We start from the raw sequence: 16,153 nt of genomic DNA, 5'->3' as shown, positions 1-16,153 counted from the left end.
TTCTGAGCACATCATGGCGAACAAAACCTTCGAAGAGCTCTTCGCCGAGCTGCAGCTCAAGGCCGCCAACGGCGACCCCTCCACCTCCCGCACCGCCGAACTGGTGGAGAAGGGGGTCCATGCCATCGGCAAGAAGGTCGTCGAGGAGGCCGCCGAAGTCTGGATGGCCGCCGAGCACGAGAGCAAGGACGCCGCCGCCGAGGAGATCTCGCAGCTGCTGTACCACGTCCAGGTGATGATGGTCGCGCGCGGGATCTCCCTGGACGACGTCTACGCCCACCTCTGAGCCAGGCCCCGCACCCTCCCGTACGTCATCCCGCCACACCTTTCGCAAAGGAAACCCGACCTCATGCTGCGCATCGCCGTCCCCAACAAGGGTGCTATCTCCGGGCCTGCGATGGCGATGCTCCATGAGGCGGGCTACAAGCAGCGCAAGGAGTCGAAGGAACTCGTCCTGGTGGACCCGGCCAACGAGGTCGAGTTCTTCTACCTGCGCCCCCGCGACATCGCGATCTACGTCAGCTCGGGCCGCCTCGACATCGGCATCACCGGCCGTGACCTGCTGCTGGACTCCGGTGCCGAGGCCGAGGAGATCCTCCAGCTCGGCTTCGCCCGCTCCACCTTCCGCTACGCCACCAAGCCCGGGACCGTCGCGGGCCCCGAGGGCTTCGACGGCCTGACGATCGCCACCTCCTACGAGGGCATCGTCGCCAAGCACCTCGCCGAGGCCGGGGTCAACGCCTCCGTCGTCCACCTCGACGGCGCCGTCGAGACCGCGATCGAACTCGGCGTCGCCCAGGTCATCGCGGACGTCGTGGAGACCGGCACCAGCCTGCGCAACGCGGGCCTCGACGTCATCGGCGAGCCCATCATGACCTCCGAGGCCGTCGTCATCCGGCGCACCGGCGCCCCCGCCGACGAACCCAAGGTCCAGCAGTTCCTGCGCCGCCTCCAGGGCGTCCTGGTGGCCCGCAGCTACGTGATGATGGACTACGACTGCCGCGTCGAGCACCTGGAGCGCGCTGTCGCCCTCACCCCGGGCCTGGAGTCGCCGACCATCTCCCCGCTGCACCACGAGGGCTGGGTCGCCGTCCGCTCCATGGTCGCCGCCGCCGAGGCGCAGCGGATCATGGACGACCTGTACGACCTCGGCGCCCGCGCCATCCTCACCACCGCGATCCACGCCTGCCGTCTCTGACGGCGGGGGACGGAAGAAGAGCACGATGTCAGCCCCCACACCGCCGCCCGGCCCGCCGGCCCTGCCGGTCACCTTCCGGCCGACCCGCACCCGGGTGGTCCTGCTGACCGTCGGCGCGGTGATGTTCGCCGTCATCACCGTCGTCGCCTTCACCCTCGAACAGCTCAGCGGGGGGGAGCGGGTCAGCTTCGTCTTCACCGCGCTGCTCTTCTTCGGCGTCCTGGCGCTGCTGAGCCGCCCCAAGGTCGTCGCGGACGAGGAGGGCGTGACGGTGGTCAACCTCACGCGCAGCCGCCGTCTCTCCTGGGCCGAGATCGTCCGCGTCAACCTGCGGGTGGGCGACCCGTGGGTCTTCCTCGACCTCAGCGACGGCACCAGCATGCCCGCCCTCGGCATCCAGCCCGGCATCGCCAAACAGCGCGCCATCCAGGACGCCCGGGCCCTGCGCGCCCTCGCCGAGAACCACGGCATCGGCACGGACAACGGCTGAGCCCCTTGCCCCGTACGGCCTCCCGTTGATTACTCTGGAGGGCGGTGGCGCCCCGTGCGCGCCCCGCCCCGCCCGAAGGCCCCTGCGGCCGGCGGGGATTTTCCTGCGACCCGAGGAGTGACTCCCTCCAGCAATGGACGGATCGTCCGGTAGTACCTGCGCCGCCCCCTCCGCGGAGGCGGCGGCATGACAACCCCCCTCTTGCTGCTCAGCGCGGCATTCCTTCTCATCCTCGCCAACGGCTTCTTCGTGGCGGCCGAATTCGGTCTCGTCACCGTGGAACGCGCGGACGCCGAGCGCGCCGCCGCCGAGGGCGACCGGCGGGCCCGCACCGTCACCGACGCCCTGCGCGAGCTCTCCTTCCAGCTCTCCGGCACCCAGCTCGGCATCACCATCACCTCCCTGGTGGTCGGCATGCTCGCCGAACCGGCGCTCGCCCAGCTGCTGGACGGACCCTTCGCCCTGACCGGGCTGCCCGACGGCGCCGTGCCCACCGTCAGCGTGGTCACCGGCATGCTGCTCGCGGCGGCCGTCCAGATGGTCATCGGCGAGCTCGTCCCGAAGAACTGGGCGGTCTCCCGCCCGCTGACCGTCGCCCGGTTCGTCGCCGGACCGCAGGCCCGCTTCACCCGGCTCTTCCGGCCGGTCATCGGCGCCCTGAACACCGCGGCCAACCGTCTCGTACGCCTGCTCGGCGTCGAGCCCACCGAGGAACTGGCCTCCGCCCGCACCCCGGGCGAGCTGGTCTCCCTCGCCCGGCACTCCGCCGAGGCGGGCACCCTCGAACAGGACACCGCCGACCTCTTCGTCCGGACCCTGTCGCTCGCCGGGCTCACCGCCCAGCACGTCATGACCCCGCGCGTGAAGGTCAGCGCCCTGCAGACCTCCGCCACCGCGGAGGACGTCCTCAACCTCACCCGGGCCACCGGCCTGTCCCGCTTCCCTGTCTACCGGGAACGCATCGACGAGGTCGTCGGCATGATCCACCTCAAGGACGCCCTGGCCGTCCCGGCCCCCGACCGGCTGCGCACCACGGCCGGCCGGATCGCCGTGCCGCCGCTCCTGGTGCCCGAGACGCTGCCCGTCGAACAGCTCCTCCAGCGGCTCCGCAAGGAGCAGCCGATCGCCGTCGTGGTCGACGAGTACGGCGGCACCGCCGGGGTCGTCACCCTGGAGGACATCATCGAGGAGCTGGTCGGCGAGGTCCGCGACGAGCACGACGCGGAGGGCGCCGACCGGCCCGAGCTGGCCCCCGCCCCGCCCGAGGACGGCAGCCCCGCCTGGGACGCCGAGGGCAGCTGCCGGGTCCTCACCCTGCGCCGCATAGGACTCGACGTGCCCGACGGCCCGTACGAGACGGTCGCCGGGCTCGTCGCCGATCTGCTGGGCCGCATCCCCGCGCCCGGCGACCGGGCCGAGCTCCCCGGCTGGCGGATCGCGGTCCGCCAGGTCGGCCACTACCGGGCCGAGAAGGTCCGCTTCGTCCGGGTGGCGGCCGCCGCCGGTGCGGACGCCTCGGAGCCGGCGGTCCTGGAGGCGGCGCGATGAGCCTCGTCCAGCTGGTCTTCGCCGGACTCCTGGTCCTCGCGAACGGCTTCTTCGTCGGCGCGGAGTTCTCGCTCGTCTCCGTCCGCCGCAGCCAGATCGACCCCCTCGCCGCCGCCGGTTCCGGCCGCGCCCGCCAGGTGCTGTACGGCCTGGAGAACCTGCCGCAGATGATGGCGGCGGCCCAGTTCGGCATCACCGTCTGCTCCCTGACCCTCGGAGCCGTCGCCGAACCCACCGTCGCCCACCTCCTGGAGCCGGTGTTCGCCGCCGTGCACCTGCCCGAGGGGCTGATCCACCCGCTCGGTTACGTCCTCGCGCTCGTCCTCGTCGTCTTCCTCCACCTCGTCATCGGCGAGATGGTCCCGAAGAACCTGGCGATGGCCGCGCCCGAGAAGACCGCGCTCTGGCTGAGCCCCGGCCTCGTCGGCTTCGCCCGGCTCTGCCGCCCGGTCACCGCGGCGCTCGGCGCCTGCGCCCGGCTGGTGCTCCGCCTCTTCGGCGTCGAACCGAAGGACGAGGTGGAGGCCGTCTTCACGAGCGAGCAGCTCAACCGCCTCGTGGAGGACTCCGGGCAGGCCGGCCTCATCGAGCCCGAGGCGCAGGAACGCCTGGAGGACGCCCTGGAGCTGGGCAGCCGCCCCGTCACCGACGTCCTGCTGCGCCGGGCGTCCCTGGTGACCGTGGACCCCTCGGTCACCCCGCGCCGCATCGAGGAGCTGACGGTCCGCACGGGCTTCTCGCGCTTCCCGGTCTGCGCCGAGGGCGGCGGCCCCTTCATGGGCTACCTGCACGTCAAGGACGTCCTCGACCTGGAGGACGGCGACCGAGCGGTGCCGCAGCAGCTGTGGCGCCCGATGGCCACCGTCCGGGCCGAACTCCCGCTGGACGACGCCCTCACCGTGATGCGCCGCGCCGCCACGCACCTCGCCCAGGTCGCGGACGCCTCCGGCCGGGTGCTCGGCCTGGTCGCGATGGAGGACGTCCTGGAGACGCTGGTCGGCGAGGTCCGCGACCCGGCGCACCGGGTGGCGGAGCCGCGCCGCACGGAGGAGCGGACGACGGACCCGGACGGGGCGACGGCCCTGGTGGGCTGAGGCGGGCTCCGGCCGCCGGAGGTTTCCCGGCGGCCGGAGCGCCGTTCCTCACAGGCCCGGCGGCTCCTGCTGCCCCCGGCCCACCGGTCCGCGCCCCGACAGGACCTCGCCGTACGCCTGCATCAGGTCCGGCAGCCGCAGCGTGGCGAGGTCGTCCCGGGTGGGCAGGGTCGTACAGCCGGAGAGCCGGAGGTCGCGGTAGGCGCAGCTCTTCTCGTACAGCGTCCGCAGGAAGCGGCCGTTGCCCAGCTCGTCCAGCCAGCCCTGGTCCACCACGTGGCCGCTGATCGAGCGCAGTTCGTCCAGCGACTCCTCGTCCCACACGTCGCCGTTCTCGGCGGCCAGCACCTCGCCGATCGCGGTGAGTTCGAGGGGCCGGTAGCTGGGGAAGTCCACCCGGGTCGTGAAGCGCGAGGAGAGCCCGGGGTTGGTGGACAGCAGCCGGTCCATGCCCTCCGGATAGCCGGCCAGGATGACGACCAGGTGGTCCCGGTTGTCCTCCGCCCGCTTGAGCAGTACCTGAAGCGCCTCGTCGCCGTACGCGTCGCCCTTGCTGTACCCGGTGTTGGACAGGCTGTACGCCTCGTCCACGAACAGCACCCCGCCCAGCGCCGAATCGATCAGCTCGTTCGCCTTCACGGCGGTCTGGCCCAGGAACTCGCCGACCAGGTCCGCCCGTTGCGCCTCCACGAGGTGGTCGCCGCCGAGCAGGCCCAGCGCGTAGAAGACCCGGCCCAGGATGCGGGCCACGGTCGTCTTGCCGGTGCCGGACGGCCCGGAGAACACGAAGTGCCGCTTCGGCGGCTGTACGGGCAGCCCCTGGTTCGCCCGGAGGCGCGCCATGTTGAGCTGTGCCGAGAGGGCCTTGACCTGGCGCTTCACCGGTTCCAGACCGACCATCCGCTCCAGCTCGGCCAGCGCCTCGGCCAGCAGCGCCGGGTCGCTGGGCCCGGCCGGGAACGGCCGCGGCGCCCGGGACTTCGCCCGCACCCCGCCGGGCAGCGGGGCGCCCCCGGCACCGGGCACGTCCTGCGGCTCACCGCCGGGCGGCAGCTCCCGCCCGTCCGCCTGGTCGGCGCCCGGCGGCGGGGCGCCCTCCGCGTAGAACGCGTCCGCCTCCACGCCGGTCAGGGAGACGGACGCGAGCCCCGGCACGTCCTCGGAGCCGTCGAGTCCGTCGTAGTCCGCGATGGCCGCGAGGCGCGCGGAGGTGTCCATGAAGGCCGGGTCGATGCGGTGCACGGCGCGGTAGAGGGGGAGGGCGGCCGCGCTGCGGCCGGTGCCCTCGTGGGCGCGGGCCAGCCAGTAGCGCAGCTCCTTGCGCTGCGGCTGCTCGCTGCGGCAGCGCATCAGGGCCGTCGCGAGCATCGGTTCCGCCTGCCCGTACATCTCCAGGCGCACCCGGGCCATCCCGCCGAACAGCCCCGCCTCGATGCCCAGCAGGGGGTCCTCGATCAGCTGCTCGGTGTGGCGCACGAGCTGTTCCCAGTCCTTGACCAGGTAGGAGCGGCAGGCGTGCAGGAAGCGGACCTGGGGGTCGGTCTCCACCGGCGGCAGGGCGGCCAGCGCCCGGTCCAGCTCGGCGACATGGCGGCCGTCCAGCCAGTGCGAGGCGTGCGCGAGCAGCAGGTCGCGCGGGCTCTCCAGCACCGGCTGCACCCACCAGCCCAGCCAGTACCAGGAGTTGAGCGTGCGCCGGTAGCGGGTGCGCTGCTCGCCGAAGCGGTCGCGGTGGCGGTGCATGTGCAGCAGCGCCGACGCGGTGTCGACGCGCAGCGCGTGCAGTCCGAGCCAGGCGTCCGCCATGCCGGGGTCCTGGCCCACGGCCGCCCGGAACTCCTCCTCGGCCTGCGGATACGCGCCCATCGTGTAGGCGTCCACGCCCCGCAGCCAGGCGAGGTCGGCCGGGGCCTGCGCGCCCTGCGTACCGAAGTCCATCAGGTCCCCCACAAACGTGCCCCCAGGATGTCCCGCCCGAAAGCCCGCCGAGGCGCGCCGAATCGCTGTGCCGTGGACGGGAATTGACCGCACCGAGAGGCATCGTACCTGTGCGGTGCGTATCCGACGAAGGGCGCCGCAGGCCGAAGAGGAGCCGTGACCCAGGGTGAGGAAGAGGGCACCGGAAGGGTGCCGGGAGCGCAGAACGAAGCCCCCGGTCACGGGGGAACAACCGGGGGCTTCGTGTCTGTGGGGGCTCCGAAAAGCCGCACATTGAGAACGTAAGACCTGTACCGCCCCCGGGTCAAGCGGAGTTGAGGTACTTCCGAGCCGTTTTCCGGTGGCGCGAGAGGGCGGCGCGAGCCGGTCACACGGGGTGACGGAACGGTTCAGCGCCGCTGCCGCAAGGGTCCCTCCAGCCACGCGTACCCCTCGGGCGACTGCCGTACCAGAACGTCCGCCCAGGGGCGCGACGGGTCGGCCGCGAAGTGCGCGGTCTCGGCCGCCGTCCAGCCGTCCCAGAAGGAGCGCAGCGCCGGTCCGTCGCGCCGTCGGCCGCGCGCCCAGGACTCCCCGGCGGGCAGGTCCATCCACAACAGCCGCGCCAGCAGGGGCCGCAGGGCGCCGCGTCCCGCGCCGACGCCCTCGATCAGGACGACGGGCTCGGGCTCCAGGGTCCTGACCGGCCCGAAGGTCCGTGCCGTCCAGTCGTACGGCGCGTAGCGCGCGGGTTCGCCGCGCGACAGCGGCCCCGTCACCTGCTCGCGCAGCCGGCCGGTCCAGGCGAACAACTCCTGGTGCGTGGCCAGATCGTCCAGGTGCAGCACGGGTGCCCCGCCGAGCGCCGCCGCGAGCCGTCCGGCGAAGGTGCTCTTGCCCGATCCCGCGTGCCCGTCGACGGCGACCAGCCGCACCGGTCCGCAGGACGGCGGGAGGGCGGAGAGCCGCGCGGCGTGGTGCGCGAGATCGTTCATGCGCCCAGCCTACGAGCCGGGGCGGGCGGTAGCCCGTTCGGCCCAGCCGCAGGTCACGCCAGTGGTGCAGACCAATATTGGTTGATCGGCACGGGTCGAATCGCTGGCCGAACCGGGACGCGACCCGCGATAGTTGGCCCACTGTCGTGCACCGCAGCCCCATTCCGCAGACGACGACCGGGGGTCTCGCCCATGCCCAGTCCCACCTCACGCCGCACCGTGCTCGCCGCCGCCGTCGTGGCGGCCGCCGGGGCCGGAACGCTCTCGTCCGCCGCCGCGGCGGCGGCCCCGCGCCGCGCCCGGCCCGCTCCGCCCGCGGTGGACCACCACGCCTGGACCACGTACACCGACTGGCGCTGCGGCGACCGCGCCGGGACCCGCGCGGTCGCCGGCCGCCGTGCCGGTCTGGTCATCGCCCACCCGCTGGGCAGCACGGACTACACCGACCCGCACACCGGGACCACCGCCGCCTGGGAGTACGCGACCTGGACCTCGCCCGTCCACCGCTCCCGCGTGCCCGCGACCGAGGTGATCGCCTCCTGGAACGTACAGACCCCGGCCGGCACCTGGATCCAGGTCGAGCTGTGCGGCCGCTACTCGGACGGCACCGAGACCCCGTGGTACGTGATGGGCCGCTGGGCCGCCGGTGACGCGGACATCCGCCGCACCTCGGTGGACGACCAGAGCGACGGCAAGAGCTCCATCTGGACGGACACCTTCTCGGTGGACGACGCGGCGAGCGGGCTGCGCCTGCTCACGTACCGCCTCCGGCTGACCCTGTACCGCACCCCGGGCAGCCGCCTCACGCCGACGGTGTGGCGGGTGGGCGCGATGGCCTCGGACATCCCGGACCGCTTCACGGTGCCCGCGAGTACCCCGGGCCTGGTCCGCGAGCTGCCGGTGCCGCGCTACTCGCAGAACGTCCACGTCGGCCAGTATCCGGAGTACGACAACGGCGGCGAGGCGTGGTGCAGCCCCACTTCCTCGCAGATGATCATCGAGTACTGGGGCCGCAAGCCCTCCGCCGCCGACCTGGCCTGGGTGGAGCCCGGCATACAGGATCCCTCGGTCTGCCACGCCGCCCGCTTCACGTACGACAACCAGTACGAGGGCTGCGGCAACTGGCCGTTCAACGCCGCCTACGCGGCCACGTACCCCGACATGAGCTCCGCCGTGACCCGGCTCGGCTCCCTCAACGACGTGGAGACGCTGGTCCGCGCGGGCATCCCCGTCATCACCTCCCAGTCCTTCCTCAAGGAGGAGCTGACCGGCGCGGGCTACGGCACCTCGGGCCACCTGATGACGGTCATCGGCTTCACCGCCGACGGCGACGTCATCGCCAACGACCCCGCGTCCCCGAATGACGACGCGGTCCGCCACGTCTACAAGCGCCACGAGTGGGAGACCATCTGGCTGCGCACCAAGCGGTACGACGCGAGCGGCAACGTCAAGAGCGGGACGGGCGGGGTCTGTTACGTCTACTGGCCGGCCCACCCGACCCCGGCGCAGCGGTGGGCGCTGCGGTCGTTCGGGCTGATCTGAGCCCGGCGCTCCGGGAAGGGGACCCATGCGTGCCGTGACCGTCCGGCCCTCCGCCGGCAACAGCCTCGCCGTCCGCGAGGTCCCCGACCCGGTGCCGGGCGCGGGGGAGCTCCTGGTCGACGGGATCTCCGTCGGGGTCTGCGGCACGGACCGGGAGATCCTGGCCGGAGGGCTCGGGCGCGCGCCGCGGGGCGAGGACCGGCTGATCCTCGGCCATGAGTCGCTGGGCCGGGTGCGGCAGGCGCCCGCGGGGAGCGGCTTCGCCGCCGGGGACCTGGTCGTGGGCGTCGTGCGGCGCCCCGATCCGGAACCGTGCGGCGCCTGCGCCCGGGGCGAGTTCGACATGTGCCGCAACGGGCGCTACACGGAGCGCGGGATCAGGGAACGGCACGGGTACGCCAGCCGGTTCTGGACCGTCGAGAGCGATTACGCGGTCCGGCTCGACCCGTCCCTGGAGCGCGTCGGCGTCCTGCTCGAACCGGCCACCGTGCTCGCCAAGGCGTGGGAGCAGGTCGAACGCATCGGCGCGCGCTCCTGGTTCGCGCCGGAGCGGGTACTGGTCACCGGCGCCGGGCCGATCGGCCTGCTCGCCGCGCTGCTGGGCGCGCAGCGCGGGCTCGACGTCCACGTCCTCGACCGGGTGACCTCGGGGCCGAAGCCCGGTCTGGTGGCCGCCCTGGGCGCCACGTACCACAGCGGCTCCATCGAGGACGTCGCCTCCGCCCTCCGGCCCGACCTCGTGATCGAGGGGACGGGCGCCGGAGACGTGGTCCTGGGCGCGATGCGGGGGACCGCGAGCTACGGGATCGTCTGCCTGATCGGTGTGTCGCCCGAGGCCCAGCGGCTGCCGGTGGCGGCGGGCGCGCTCAACAACGAGCTGGTGCGGGGAAACATCGCGGTGGTGGGCTCCGTCAACGCCAATCTGCGCCACTACCACGCGGGCGCCGAGGCCCTCCGCCGCGCCGATCCGGCCTGGCTGGAGCGGATGATCACCCGGCGGGTGCCGCTGCGGGACGCCGCCGACGCGTTCACGCCGCAGGAGGGCGACATCAAGGTCGTCATCGATCTCGACTGACGCCCAGGGCGCCTGGAGCGCCGGGGCGCCGTGCCCGCCGTCAGTCCACGCCGTAGGCCGCCGCGACGCCCGCGATCACCAGGTCGAGCGCTTCCTCGTAGTGCCGCTCGTAGTCCGCGAAGATCTCCGCGCCCGCCGCGGCGGTCAGCGGATAGGCGGCCAGCATCCGCGCGCGCTCGGCCACGTCGAAGCCCTCCCGGCGCAGGCCCGGCAGGGGCTCGACGCCCTGCTGCTCGATGACGAAGCCGAGCGTGAACATGTACGTCGTCGTGGCCGCCCGCACCGCCTGGGCCAGGGTGAACCCGGCGGCGGTGAGCAGCCGCAGGCTCTCCTCCATCTGTTCGGCGTGCACCGCGCCCGTGAAGCGCGAACCGCTGAACACCCTGGCGCCGTCCCGGTAGCCGAGCAGCGACGTCCGCAGCGCGTGGTTGGTCTTCCGCAGCCGCTCCCGCCAGGTGTCGTCCGGGTCGAGCGGGGTCCCGGCGACCATGCGCCGGTACATCTCCGTCGCCATCTCGTCCAGCAGCGCCTGCTTGTCCTTGAAGTGCCAGTACAGGGCGGGCGCCTTGACGTCCAGCTCCTTCGCGATGGCGCGCAGGGTCAGCCCGTCCAGGCCCACCTCGTTCAGCAGGCTCAACGCCGTGTCCGCGACCCGTCGGCGGTCGAGGGGGGCGCGTCGGTCGGTACTCACGCTTGACAGCTTAACGCCGTTAAGGACATCCTCGGAACCAACGAGCACTTAACAGCGTTAAGGAGAATCGTCATGGACGCGGATGTCGTGATCGTCGGCGCGGGCCCCACCGGTCTCGCCCTCGGAGTGGACCTGGCCCGGCGCGGCGTGCACGCGCGCGTCCTGGAGCGCGCGGACGAGCTGTTTCCCGGCTCCCGGGGCAAGGGCCTCCAGCCCCGGACCATGGAGGTCTTCGACGACCTCGGGGTCATCGACGCGATCCACGCGGCGGGCGGTACCTACCCGGTCGGCATGGTCTGGCGCGACGGGGAGCGGGTCGGCGAGCACCACCTGTTCGACCCGGTCGAGCCGACCGAGGACTCTCCGTACAACAGGCCGTGGATGGTGCCGCAGTGGCGCACCCAGGAGATCCTGGCCGCGCGGCTCGCGGAACTGGGCGGCGAGGTCGCCTTCGGCCGGGAGGCGGCCGGCCTCACGCAGGACGCGGAGGGCGTCACCCTGCGGCTCTCCGGTGGCGGTACGGTGCGCGGCCGCTATCTGGTCGCCGCCGACGGTGGCCGGTCGGCGGTGCGCCGCGCGCTGGGCATCGGGATGACGGGGGAGACCGTCGACCCGAACCCGATGCTGGTCGCGGACGTCCGGATCACCGGCCTGGACCGCGACAACTGGCACATCTTCCCGCCCCGCGACGGCGACGACCACCTCGCGATCTGGCCGCTGGCCGGCACGGAGGACTTCCAGGTGACCGCCCGGTTCGCGGAGGGCACCGGCGTCGACCTCACCCCGGACGGCATCCGCAAGGTCGTCGCCGAGCGCTCGCACCTCCCCGCCGAGGCCGTGACCGAGGTGCGCTGGGCCTCGGACTTCCGCCCCCGCGCCGCCCTGGCCGACCGCTTCCGGGCGGGCCGGGTCTTCCTCGCCGGGGACGCCGCGCACGTGCACTCCCCGGCGGGCGGCCAGGGCCTGAACACCAGCGTCCAGGACGCCTACAACCTGGGCTGGAAGCTGGGCGCGGTCCTGACGGGCGGCGCCCCGGCCGCGCTCCTGGACAGCTACGAGGAGGAGCGGCGCCCGGTCGCCGCCCAGATGCTCGACCTGTCCACCGGCGTCCACCGCGGCGAGGTCCGCCGAGGCGGTGCCACCCGCCAACTGGGCCTCGGATACCGCGAGTCGCCGCTCACCGAGGAGACGCGAGAGGCGGTCCCGGAGGGCGCGCTCCGGGCCGGCGACCGCGCCCCCGACGCGACCGTGGACGGCGTCAGGCTCTTCGACGCCTTCCGGGGTCCGCACTGGACGCTGCTCGCGCTCGGGACCGACGCACCCGGCGCTCCTGGCGGACCGGTCGCCCGGGTGGTGAGCGGGAGTGCGCCCGGCGCGTACGGCACCGGGCTCTTCCTCGTACGGCCGGACGGGTACATCGGCTGGACCGGCACCACACCGGACGGCCTCGACGCCTACCTGCGGCGGTTCGGCCCGACCGGCTGAGGCTGCTGACGTCCTGGGCCCTAAGCCCGGTCCGACGACGGCCATACGTACGGCAGGTCGTCCGGCACGCCGGGGAAGCGGCCCCGGTAGTGCTCCGGGTCCTTGCGGACCAGCGCCGACTGATGGCTCCGGTGGAAATCCGGGTCGCCCAGCCACGGTGGAAGCTCCCTCTCCGCCGCCAGCTCGGACTGGGGGCGGACCGGCGCGCCGTCCGTGTGGGCCCGGTAGTCGTCGACGAGGGTGCCCGCGCAGGTGTCGGCGCGCCCCTCGGCCGTCCAGACCGCGCAGACGTCGAGCCCGTACCGGACGAGCGCCTCCTCGTACCCGGCCCACATCCGCACCGCCGGATGCCTGCGCCACCCGTATCCCGGCACGGTCAGGCCGCGGAACACCTGAAGAGCCTCCACCCGCTGCTTGCCGAGCCGCCTGGCGTCCAGGACGGCGGCCGACTCCGTGAAGCCGGAATAGGGGAGGAAGGTCTGCATACGCCCTGTCTACCCGCGCGCTGTGGTCTGCGGCACATGCCTCGCCGCCCGGGCCTCCCCGTTCGTACGGTTTGCGCACGTCGCGGGGGTGGCGGCCGGGGTGGCACGCGGGGACGCCCCGGGGGCAGTGACGGACGTCTCTACCCCCGGACCCGCCGGGCTGGCACTGTGGTCGGGTCCCGGCCGGGTGCTGGGTACACCTTCTGCCGGCCGACCGAACGAGATGCCATGAGCGCGACTGCCGCCACCCTCACCGCCGCCCGCCGCCGCGCCCGCACCGGCGGCCCCGACGACGGCCCCCAGCTGCTGGAGCACATCGTGGGCTGGACCCTCGTGGTCGTGGTCGCCATGCTCGTCACGCAGCTCGGCCTGCTCTAGTACGAGCGTCGGGGGCGGGGAGTCCGAAAGGCTCCCCGCCCCCGACGTTCACCGCGCTACCGGGTCAGTTGATCGCCTTGATCAGCTCGCCGTCGGTGGTGTCACCGCTCAGCTCCCAGAAGAAGGTGCCACCCAGGCCCTGCTGGTTCTTGTACGCCATCTTGGTGCCGATGGTCTCCGGGGTGTCGTAGCTCCACCAGTTGCTGCCGCAGTGCGCGTACGCCGTGCCCGCGACGGTGCCCGTGGCGGGGCACGTGTTCTTGAGGACCTTGTAGTCCTCGATGCCCGCCTCGTACGTGCCCGCGGCCGCGCCGGTTGCCGTTCCGCCCGGCTCGTCCTGCGTGACGCCGGTCCAGCCGCGCCCGTAGAAGCCGATGCCGAGCAGCAGCTTCGAGGCCGGGACGCCCTGCGCCTTCAGCTTCTCGATGGCCGCCTCGCTGTTGAAGCCGTCCTTCGGGATGCCCTCGTAGGAGGTCAGCGGGGAGTGCGGGGCCGTCGGGCCCTTCGCGTCCCAGGCGCCGAAGAAGTCGTACGTCATCGGGTTGTACCAGTCGACGTACTGCGCCGCGCCCCCGTAGTCGGCGGCGTCCAGCTTGCCGCCCTCCGAACCGTCCGCGCTGATCGCCGAGGTGACCAGGTTGTCGCCGCCGAACTTCGTACGCAGCGCCGACAGCAGGTTGCCGTAGGCCTCCCGGCCGCTGGTGTCACAGGTCAGGCCGCAGTCGTTGGGGTACTCCCAGTCGATGTCGATGCCGTCGAACACATCGGCCCAGCGCGGGTCCTCGACCAGGTTGTAGCAGGAGTCGGCGAACGCGGCCGGGTTCTGCGCGGCCTCACCGAAGCCGCCGGACCAGGTCCAGCCGCCGAACGACCAGAGCACCTTCAGGTCCGGGTGCAGCTTCTTCAGCTTGCGCAGCTGGTTGAAGTTGCCCCGCAGCTCCTGGTCCCAGGTGTCCGCGACGCCGTCGACGGACTGGTCGGCGGTGTACGCCTTCTCGTAGTCCGCGTACGAGTCACCGACCGTGCACTTGCCTCCCTGGACGTTGCCGAAGGCGTAGTTGATGTGCGTGAGCTTGTCGGCCGAGCCCGAGGTCTCGATGTTCTTGACATGGTAATTGCGGTCGTAGACACCCCATTCGGTGAAGTATCCGACCACCTTGTCACCGGCCGCTGTGGGGGCGGCGGGTGCTGCTGCCGGTGCGGCGGCCCGGGGCGCGGCGGGGGCCGCGCCGGCGGAACCGGTGCCGGCGACGCCGAGCAGGGCTGCGCCCAGAGCTGCGGTACACGCGGCAGCGGCGAGGGCCCGCAGACGGGCTCCCGGGCGATGCAGTCCGGTCATGGTTGCTCCTCGTGGGGGAGGGGACGTGCCAATGGACTACCGGCTTCCGGCGCTCAGATTTGGCATGAACGCGGAAAGCCGGTTCGCCGGGAACGGTAGAAGGACTAGACCAGTTGGGTCAATGGTTCGGACCAATATCGATGATCTCCGGGCGCCCGGAGCCGGGTTCCGGACACCCGGTCATCCACATGTTCGGTCAACCGGTGACGGATGCCATCCGATCGGGCATACTCGTCCCGCCACAGCCGCCTGCCTGCGCCTCTCGTAATCCGGGAGGGCAACATCGGCTGGGCAGCAGTGATTTCGGGCATCGCCCGGAGATCCCCCCGGCGGCGCCGCTCACACCCCGCGCGTGCGACCGCCGCAACGCCCGACAGGGAGGAGAGCGCCGTCATGTCCGACCGTGCCCCGCAGTGGGTCGAACGCCGTCTGCCCACCGAGGAATCCAGCCAGCTGATCGACCTCGTACGGGACATCGCCCAGCGGGAGATCGTCCCGGGGGCGGCCGAGGAGGAGGAAGCGGGCCGCTTCCCCCGCGAGGTCTTCACCCTGCTCTCCGAGTCCGGCCTGCTCGGCCTGCCCTACGACTCCGAACACGGCGGCGGCGACCAGCCGTACGAGGTCTACCTCCAGGTCCTCGAAGAGCTCAGCGCCGCCCGGCTCACCGTCGGCCTCGGCGTCAGCGTGCACTCCCTCGCCTGCCACGGACTCGCCGGCTACGGCACCAAGGAGCAGCGCGCCGAACACCTCCCGTCGATGCTCTCCGGTGGCCTGCTCGGCGCCTACTGCCTCTCCGAACCGGCCTCCGGCTCCGACGCCGCCTCGCTGCGCACCAAGGCCGTACGGGACGGCGACGACTGGGTGATCACCGGCACCAAGGCCTGGATCACGCACGGCGGCATCGCCGACTTCTACACCGTGCTGGCCCGCACCGGCGCCGAGGGCGCCCGGGGCATCACCGCCTTCCTCGTCCCCGGTGACGCCGCCGGGCTGAGCGCGGCCGTCCCCGAGAAGAAGATGGGCATGAAGGGCTCGCCCACCGCCCAGCTCCACTTCGACGGCGTCCGCATCCCCGACGCCCGCCGGATCGGCGAGGAGGGCCAGGGCTTCGCGATCGCCCTGTCCGCCCTCGACTCCGGCCGCCTCGGCATCGCCGCCTGCGCCATCGGCGTCGCCCAGGCCGCGCTGGGCGCGGCCCTCGACTACGCCACCGGCCGCAAGCAGTTCGGCCGCCCCATCGCGGACTTCCAGGGCCTGCGCTTCATGCTCGCCGACATGGCGACCCGCATCGAGGCCGGCCGCGCGCTCTACCTGGAGGCCGCCCGGCTGAGGGACGCGGGCCGCCCCTTCTCGCGCCAGGCCGCCATGGCCAAGCTCTTCTGCACGGACGCCGCGATGCAGGTGACCATCGACGCCGTCCAGGTGCTCGGCGGCTACGGCTACACGCAGGACTTCCCCGTCGAACGCCTCATGCGCGAGGCCAAGGTGCTCCAGATCGTGGAGGGCACCAACCAGATTCAGCGGATGGTCATCGCGCGCCACCTCGCGGGCCCTGAGTCCCGCTGACCCGCAGCGGCCGCTCGGACCACACGGGCGTCGTCATGATCCGGTTCCAGTCCTGGTCATGACGGCCCGGCAGGGTCCGGCCCGTGCTCTCCCAGTGCCGCAGCAGCGCCCGGTAGATCGGCGGATCGCTCGAATGGGGCACCGCGCGCGGCGCGGACCGGGGCGGTTCGGACCGGGACGCCGGTACGGAACCGGACTGCGGAACCGATTCTTCGGAGGGGGGAGCGGCGAGACGGCGTCGCCCGGGGCCGGCCGTGGAATGCAGCGGGGTCATACCGGGGCAACGCCGTGGGGCGCGGCGGGGTCACTGGCTGTTCGATTCGGGCGAATGTTCACCCGGTTCCCCCCGG

15 protein-coding genes are annotated in these 16,153 nt (G+C 72.8%); 10 read left to right on the top strand and 5 right to left on the bottom strand.

Annotation, left to right across the window (positions count from 1 at the left end; genetic code table 11):
- Window positions 1-13: 13 nt before the first annotated feature.
- The 5 genes from OHS17_RS05205 (at window position 14) to OHS17_RS05185 (ending at window position 4,330) form a co-directional block, all read left to right on the top strand.
- A complete protein-coding gene (locus OHS17_RS05205) occupies window positions 14-286 on the top strand; it encodes a phosphoribosyl-ATP diphosphatase (protein WP_018103937.1) in 273 nt (90 codons plus the stop codon).
- Window positions 287-349: 63 nt separating this feature from the next.
- Window positions 350-1,198, top strand: coding sequence for an ATP phosphoribosyltransferase (gene hisG / locus OHS17_RS05200; RefSeq protein ID WP_073864302.1), 849 nt, complete (start codon window positions 350-352; stop codon window positions 1,196-1,198).
- Window positions 1,199-1,223: 25 nt separating this feature from the next.
- Window positions 1,224-1,688, top strand: a complete 465-nt coding sequence (locus tag OHS17_RS05195) for a PH domain-containing protein (RefSeq protein ID WP_330311244.1) — start codon at window positions 1,224-1,226, stop codon at window positions 1,686-1,688.
- Between the two features lie 186 nt (window positions 1,689-1,874).
- Window positions 1,875-3,236, top strand: coding sequence for a hemolysin family protein (locus tag OHS17_RS05190; RefSeq protein WP_073864298.1), 1,362 nt, complete (start codon window positions 1,875-1,877; stop codon window positions 3,234-3,236).
- Window positions 3,233-4,330, top strand: coding sequence for a hemolysin family protein (locus tag OHS17_RS05185; RefSeq protein WP_161212270.1), 1,098 nt, complete (start codon window positions 3,233-3,235; stop codon window positions 4,328-4,330). Before OHS17_RS05190 ends, OHS17_RS05185 begins: the two co-directional genes overlap by 4 nt.
- A gap of 48 nt (window positions 4,331-4,378) precedes the next feature.
- Here the strand turns inward: OHS17_RS05185 and OHS17_RS05180 are convergent, their stop codons facing one another.
- Both OHS17_RS05180 and OHS17_RS05175 read right to left on the bottom strand, forming a co-directional pair.
- A complete protein-coding gene (locus OHS17_RS05180) occupies window positions 4,379-6,268 on the bottom strand; it encodes an AAA family ATPase (RefSeq protein WP_330311243.1) in 1,890 nt (629 codons plus the stop codon).
- A 389-nt stretch (window positions 6,269-6,657) separates the two neighbouring features.
- Complete coding sequence (locus OHS17_RS05175) at window positions 6,658-7,242, bottom strand: uridine kinase family protein (RefSeq protein WP_330311242.1); 585 nt, start codon at window positions 7,240-7,242, stop codon at window positions 6,658-6,660.
- A gap of 192 nt (window positions 7,243-7,434) precedes the next feature.
- Between OHS17_RS05175 and OHS17_RS05170 the strand changes: the two genes are divergently transcribed.
- Together OHS17_RS05170 and OHS17_RS05165 are read left to right on the top strand one after the other, a co-directional pair.
- Window positions 7,435-8,784 (top strand): peptidase C39 family protein, encoded by a 1,350-nt coding sequence (locus tag OHS17_RS05170; RefSeq protein ID WP_330311241.1) that lies wholly within the window; start codon window positions 7,435-7,437, stop codon window positions 8,782-8,784.
- A gap of 25 nt (window positions 8,785-8,809) precedes the next feature.
- Window positions 8,810-9,859 (top strand): glucose 1-dehydrogenase, encoded by a 1,050-nt coding sequence (locus tag OHS17_RS05165; RefSeq protein WP_330311240.1) that lies wholly within the window; start codon window positions 8,810-8,812, stop codon window positions 9,857-9,859.
- 40 nt (window positions 9,860-9,899) lie between these two features.
- On the opposite strand, the gene OHS17_RS05160 is transcribed toward OHS17_RS05165, so the two are convergent.
- Complete coding sequence (locus tag OHS17_RS05160; protein WP_330311239.1) at window positions 9,900-10,550, bottom strand: TetR/AcrR family transcriptional regulator C-terminal domain-containing protein; 651 nt, start codon at window positions 10,548-10,550, stop codon at window positions 9,900-9,902.
- 72 nt (window positions 10,551-10,622) lie between these two features.
- On the opposite strand from OHS17_RS05160, the gene OHS17_RS05155 reads away from it, so the two are divergent.
- Complete coding sequence (locus OHS17_RS05155; RefSeq protein ID WP_330311238.1) at window positions 10,623-12,035, top strand: FAD-dependent oxidoreductase; 1,413 nt, start codon at window positions 10,623-10,625, stop codon at window positions 12,033-12,035.
- Window positions 12,036-12,055: 20 nt separating this feature from the next.
- On the opposite strand, the gene OHS17_RS05150 is transcribed toward OHS17_RS05155, so the two are convergent.
- Window positions 12,056-12,520 (bottom strand): MSMEG_6728 family protein, encoded by a 465-nt coding sequence (locus OHS17_RS05150; protein ID WP_330311237.1) that lies wholly within the window; start codon window positions 12,518-12,520, stop codon window positions 12,056-12,058.
- A gap of 228 nt (window positions 12,521-12,748) precedes the next feature.
- On the opposite strand from OHS17_RS05150, the gene OHS17_RS05145 reads away from it, so the two are divergent.
- Window positions 12,749-12,898, top strand: coding sequence for an SCO1431 family membrane protein (locus tag OHS17_RS05145; protein ID WP_018103949.1), 150 nt, complete (start codon window positions 12,749-12,751; stop codon window positions 12,896-12,898).
- Between the two features lie 64 nt (window positions 12,899-12,962).
- Here the strand turns inward: OHS17_RS05145 and OHS17_RS05140 are convergent, their stop codons facing one another.
- Window positions 12,963-14,237, bottom strand: coding sequence for a glycoside hydrolase family 18 protein (locus tag OHS17_RS05140; protein WP_330311236.1), 1,275 nt, complete (start codon window positions 14,235-14,237; stop codon window positions 12,963-12,965).
- 393 nt (window positions 14,238-14,630) lie between these two features.
- Between OHS17_RS05140 and OHS17_RS05135 the strand changes: the two genes are divergently transcribed.
- Window positions 14,631-15,803 carry an acyl-CoA dehydrogenase family protein gene (locus OHS17_RS05135; RefSeq protein ID WP_018103951.1) on the top strand — a complete coding sequence of 391 codons (1,173 nt, stop codon included), beginning with the start codon at window positions 14,631-14,633 and terminating at the stop codon, window positions 15,801-15,803.
- Window positions 15,804-16,153: the final 350 nt, after the last annotated feature.

It is taken from the genome of Streptomyces sp. NBC_00523 (assembly GCF_036346615.1).
Classification (GTDB): domain Bacteria; phylum Actinomycetota; class Actinomycetes; order Streptomycetales; family Streptomycetaceae; genus Streptomyces.
Note: the sequence above shows the minus strand (reverse complement) of the source record. Positions and strands in the feature narration are given on the sequence as shown.

What these genes read in the sequence shown, in the direction of transcription:
- OHS17_RS05205 (WP_018103937.1), top strand. Translation starts at nt 14, where the DNA reads ATGGCGAACAAAACCTTCGAAGAGCTCTTCGCCGAGCTGCAGCTCAAG.
- hisG (WP_073864302.1), top strand. Translation starts at nt 350, where the DNA reads ATGCTGCGCATCGCCGTCCCCAACAAGGGTGCTATCTCCGGGCCTGCG.
- OHS17_RS05195 (WP_330311244.1), top strand. Translation starts at nt 1,224, where the DNA reads ATGTCAGCCCCCACACCGCCGCCCGGCCCGCCGGCCCTGCCGGTCACC.
- OHS17_RS05190 (WP_073864298.1), top strand. Translation starts at nt 1,875, where the DNA reads ATGACAACCCCCCTCTTGCTGCTCAGCGCGGCATTCCTTCTCATCCTC.
- OHS17_RS05185 (WP_161212270.1), top strand. Translation starts at nt 3,233, where the DNA reads ATGAGCCTCGTCCAGCTGGTCTTCGCCGGACTCCTGGTCCTCGCGAAC.
- OHS17_RS05180 (WP_330311243.1), bottom strand. Translation starts at nt 6,268, where the DNA reads ATGGACTTCGGTACGCAGGGCGCGCAGGCCCCGGCCGACCTCGCCTGG.
- OHS17_RS05175 (WP_330311242.1), bottom strand. Translation starts at nt 7,242, where the DNA reads ATGAACGATCTCGCGCACCACGCCGCGCGGCTCTCCGCCCTCCCGCCG.
- OHS17_RS05170 (WP_330311241.1), top strand. Translation starts at nt 7,435, where the DNA reads ATGCCCAGTCCCACCTCACGCCGCACCGTGCTCGCCGCCGCCGTCGTG.
- OHS17_RS05165 (WP_330311240.1), top strand. Translation starts at nt 8,810, where the DNA reads ATGCGTGCCGTGACCGTCCGGCCCTCCGCCGGCAACAGCCTCGCCGTC.
- OHS17_RS05155 (WP_330311238.1), top strand. Translation starts at nt 10,623, where the DNA reads ATGGACGCGGATGTCGTGATCGTCGGCGCGGGCCCCACCGGTCTCGCC.
- OHS17_RS05150 (WP_330311237.1), bottom strand. Translation starts at nt 12,520, where the DNA reads ATGCAGACCTTCCTCCCCTATTCCGGCTTCACGGAGTCGGCCGCCGTC.
- OHS17_RS05145 (WP_018103949.1), top strand. Translation starts at nt 12,749, where the DNA reads ATGAGCGCGACTGCCGCCACCCTCACCGCCGCCCGCCGCCGCGCCCGC.
- OHS17_RS05140 (WP_330311236.1), bottom strand. Translation starts at nt 14,237, where the DNA reads ATGACCGGACTGCATCGCCCGGGAGCCCGTCTGCGGGCCCTCGCCGCT.
- OHS17_RS05135 (WP_018103951.1), top strand. Translation starts at nt 14,631, where the DNA reads ATGTCCGACCGTGCCCCGCAGTGGGTCGAACGCCGTCTGCCCACCGAG.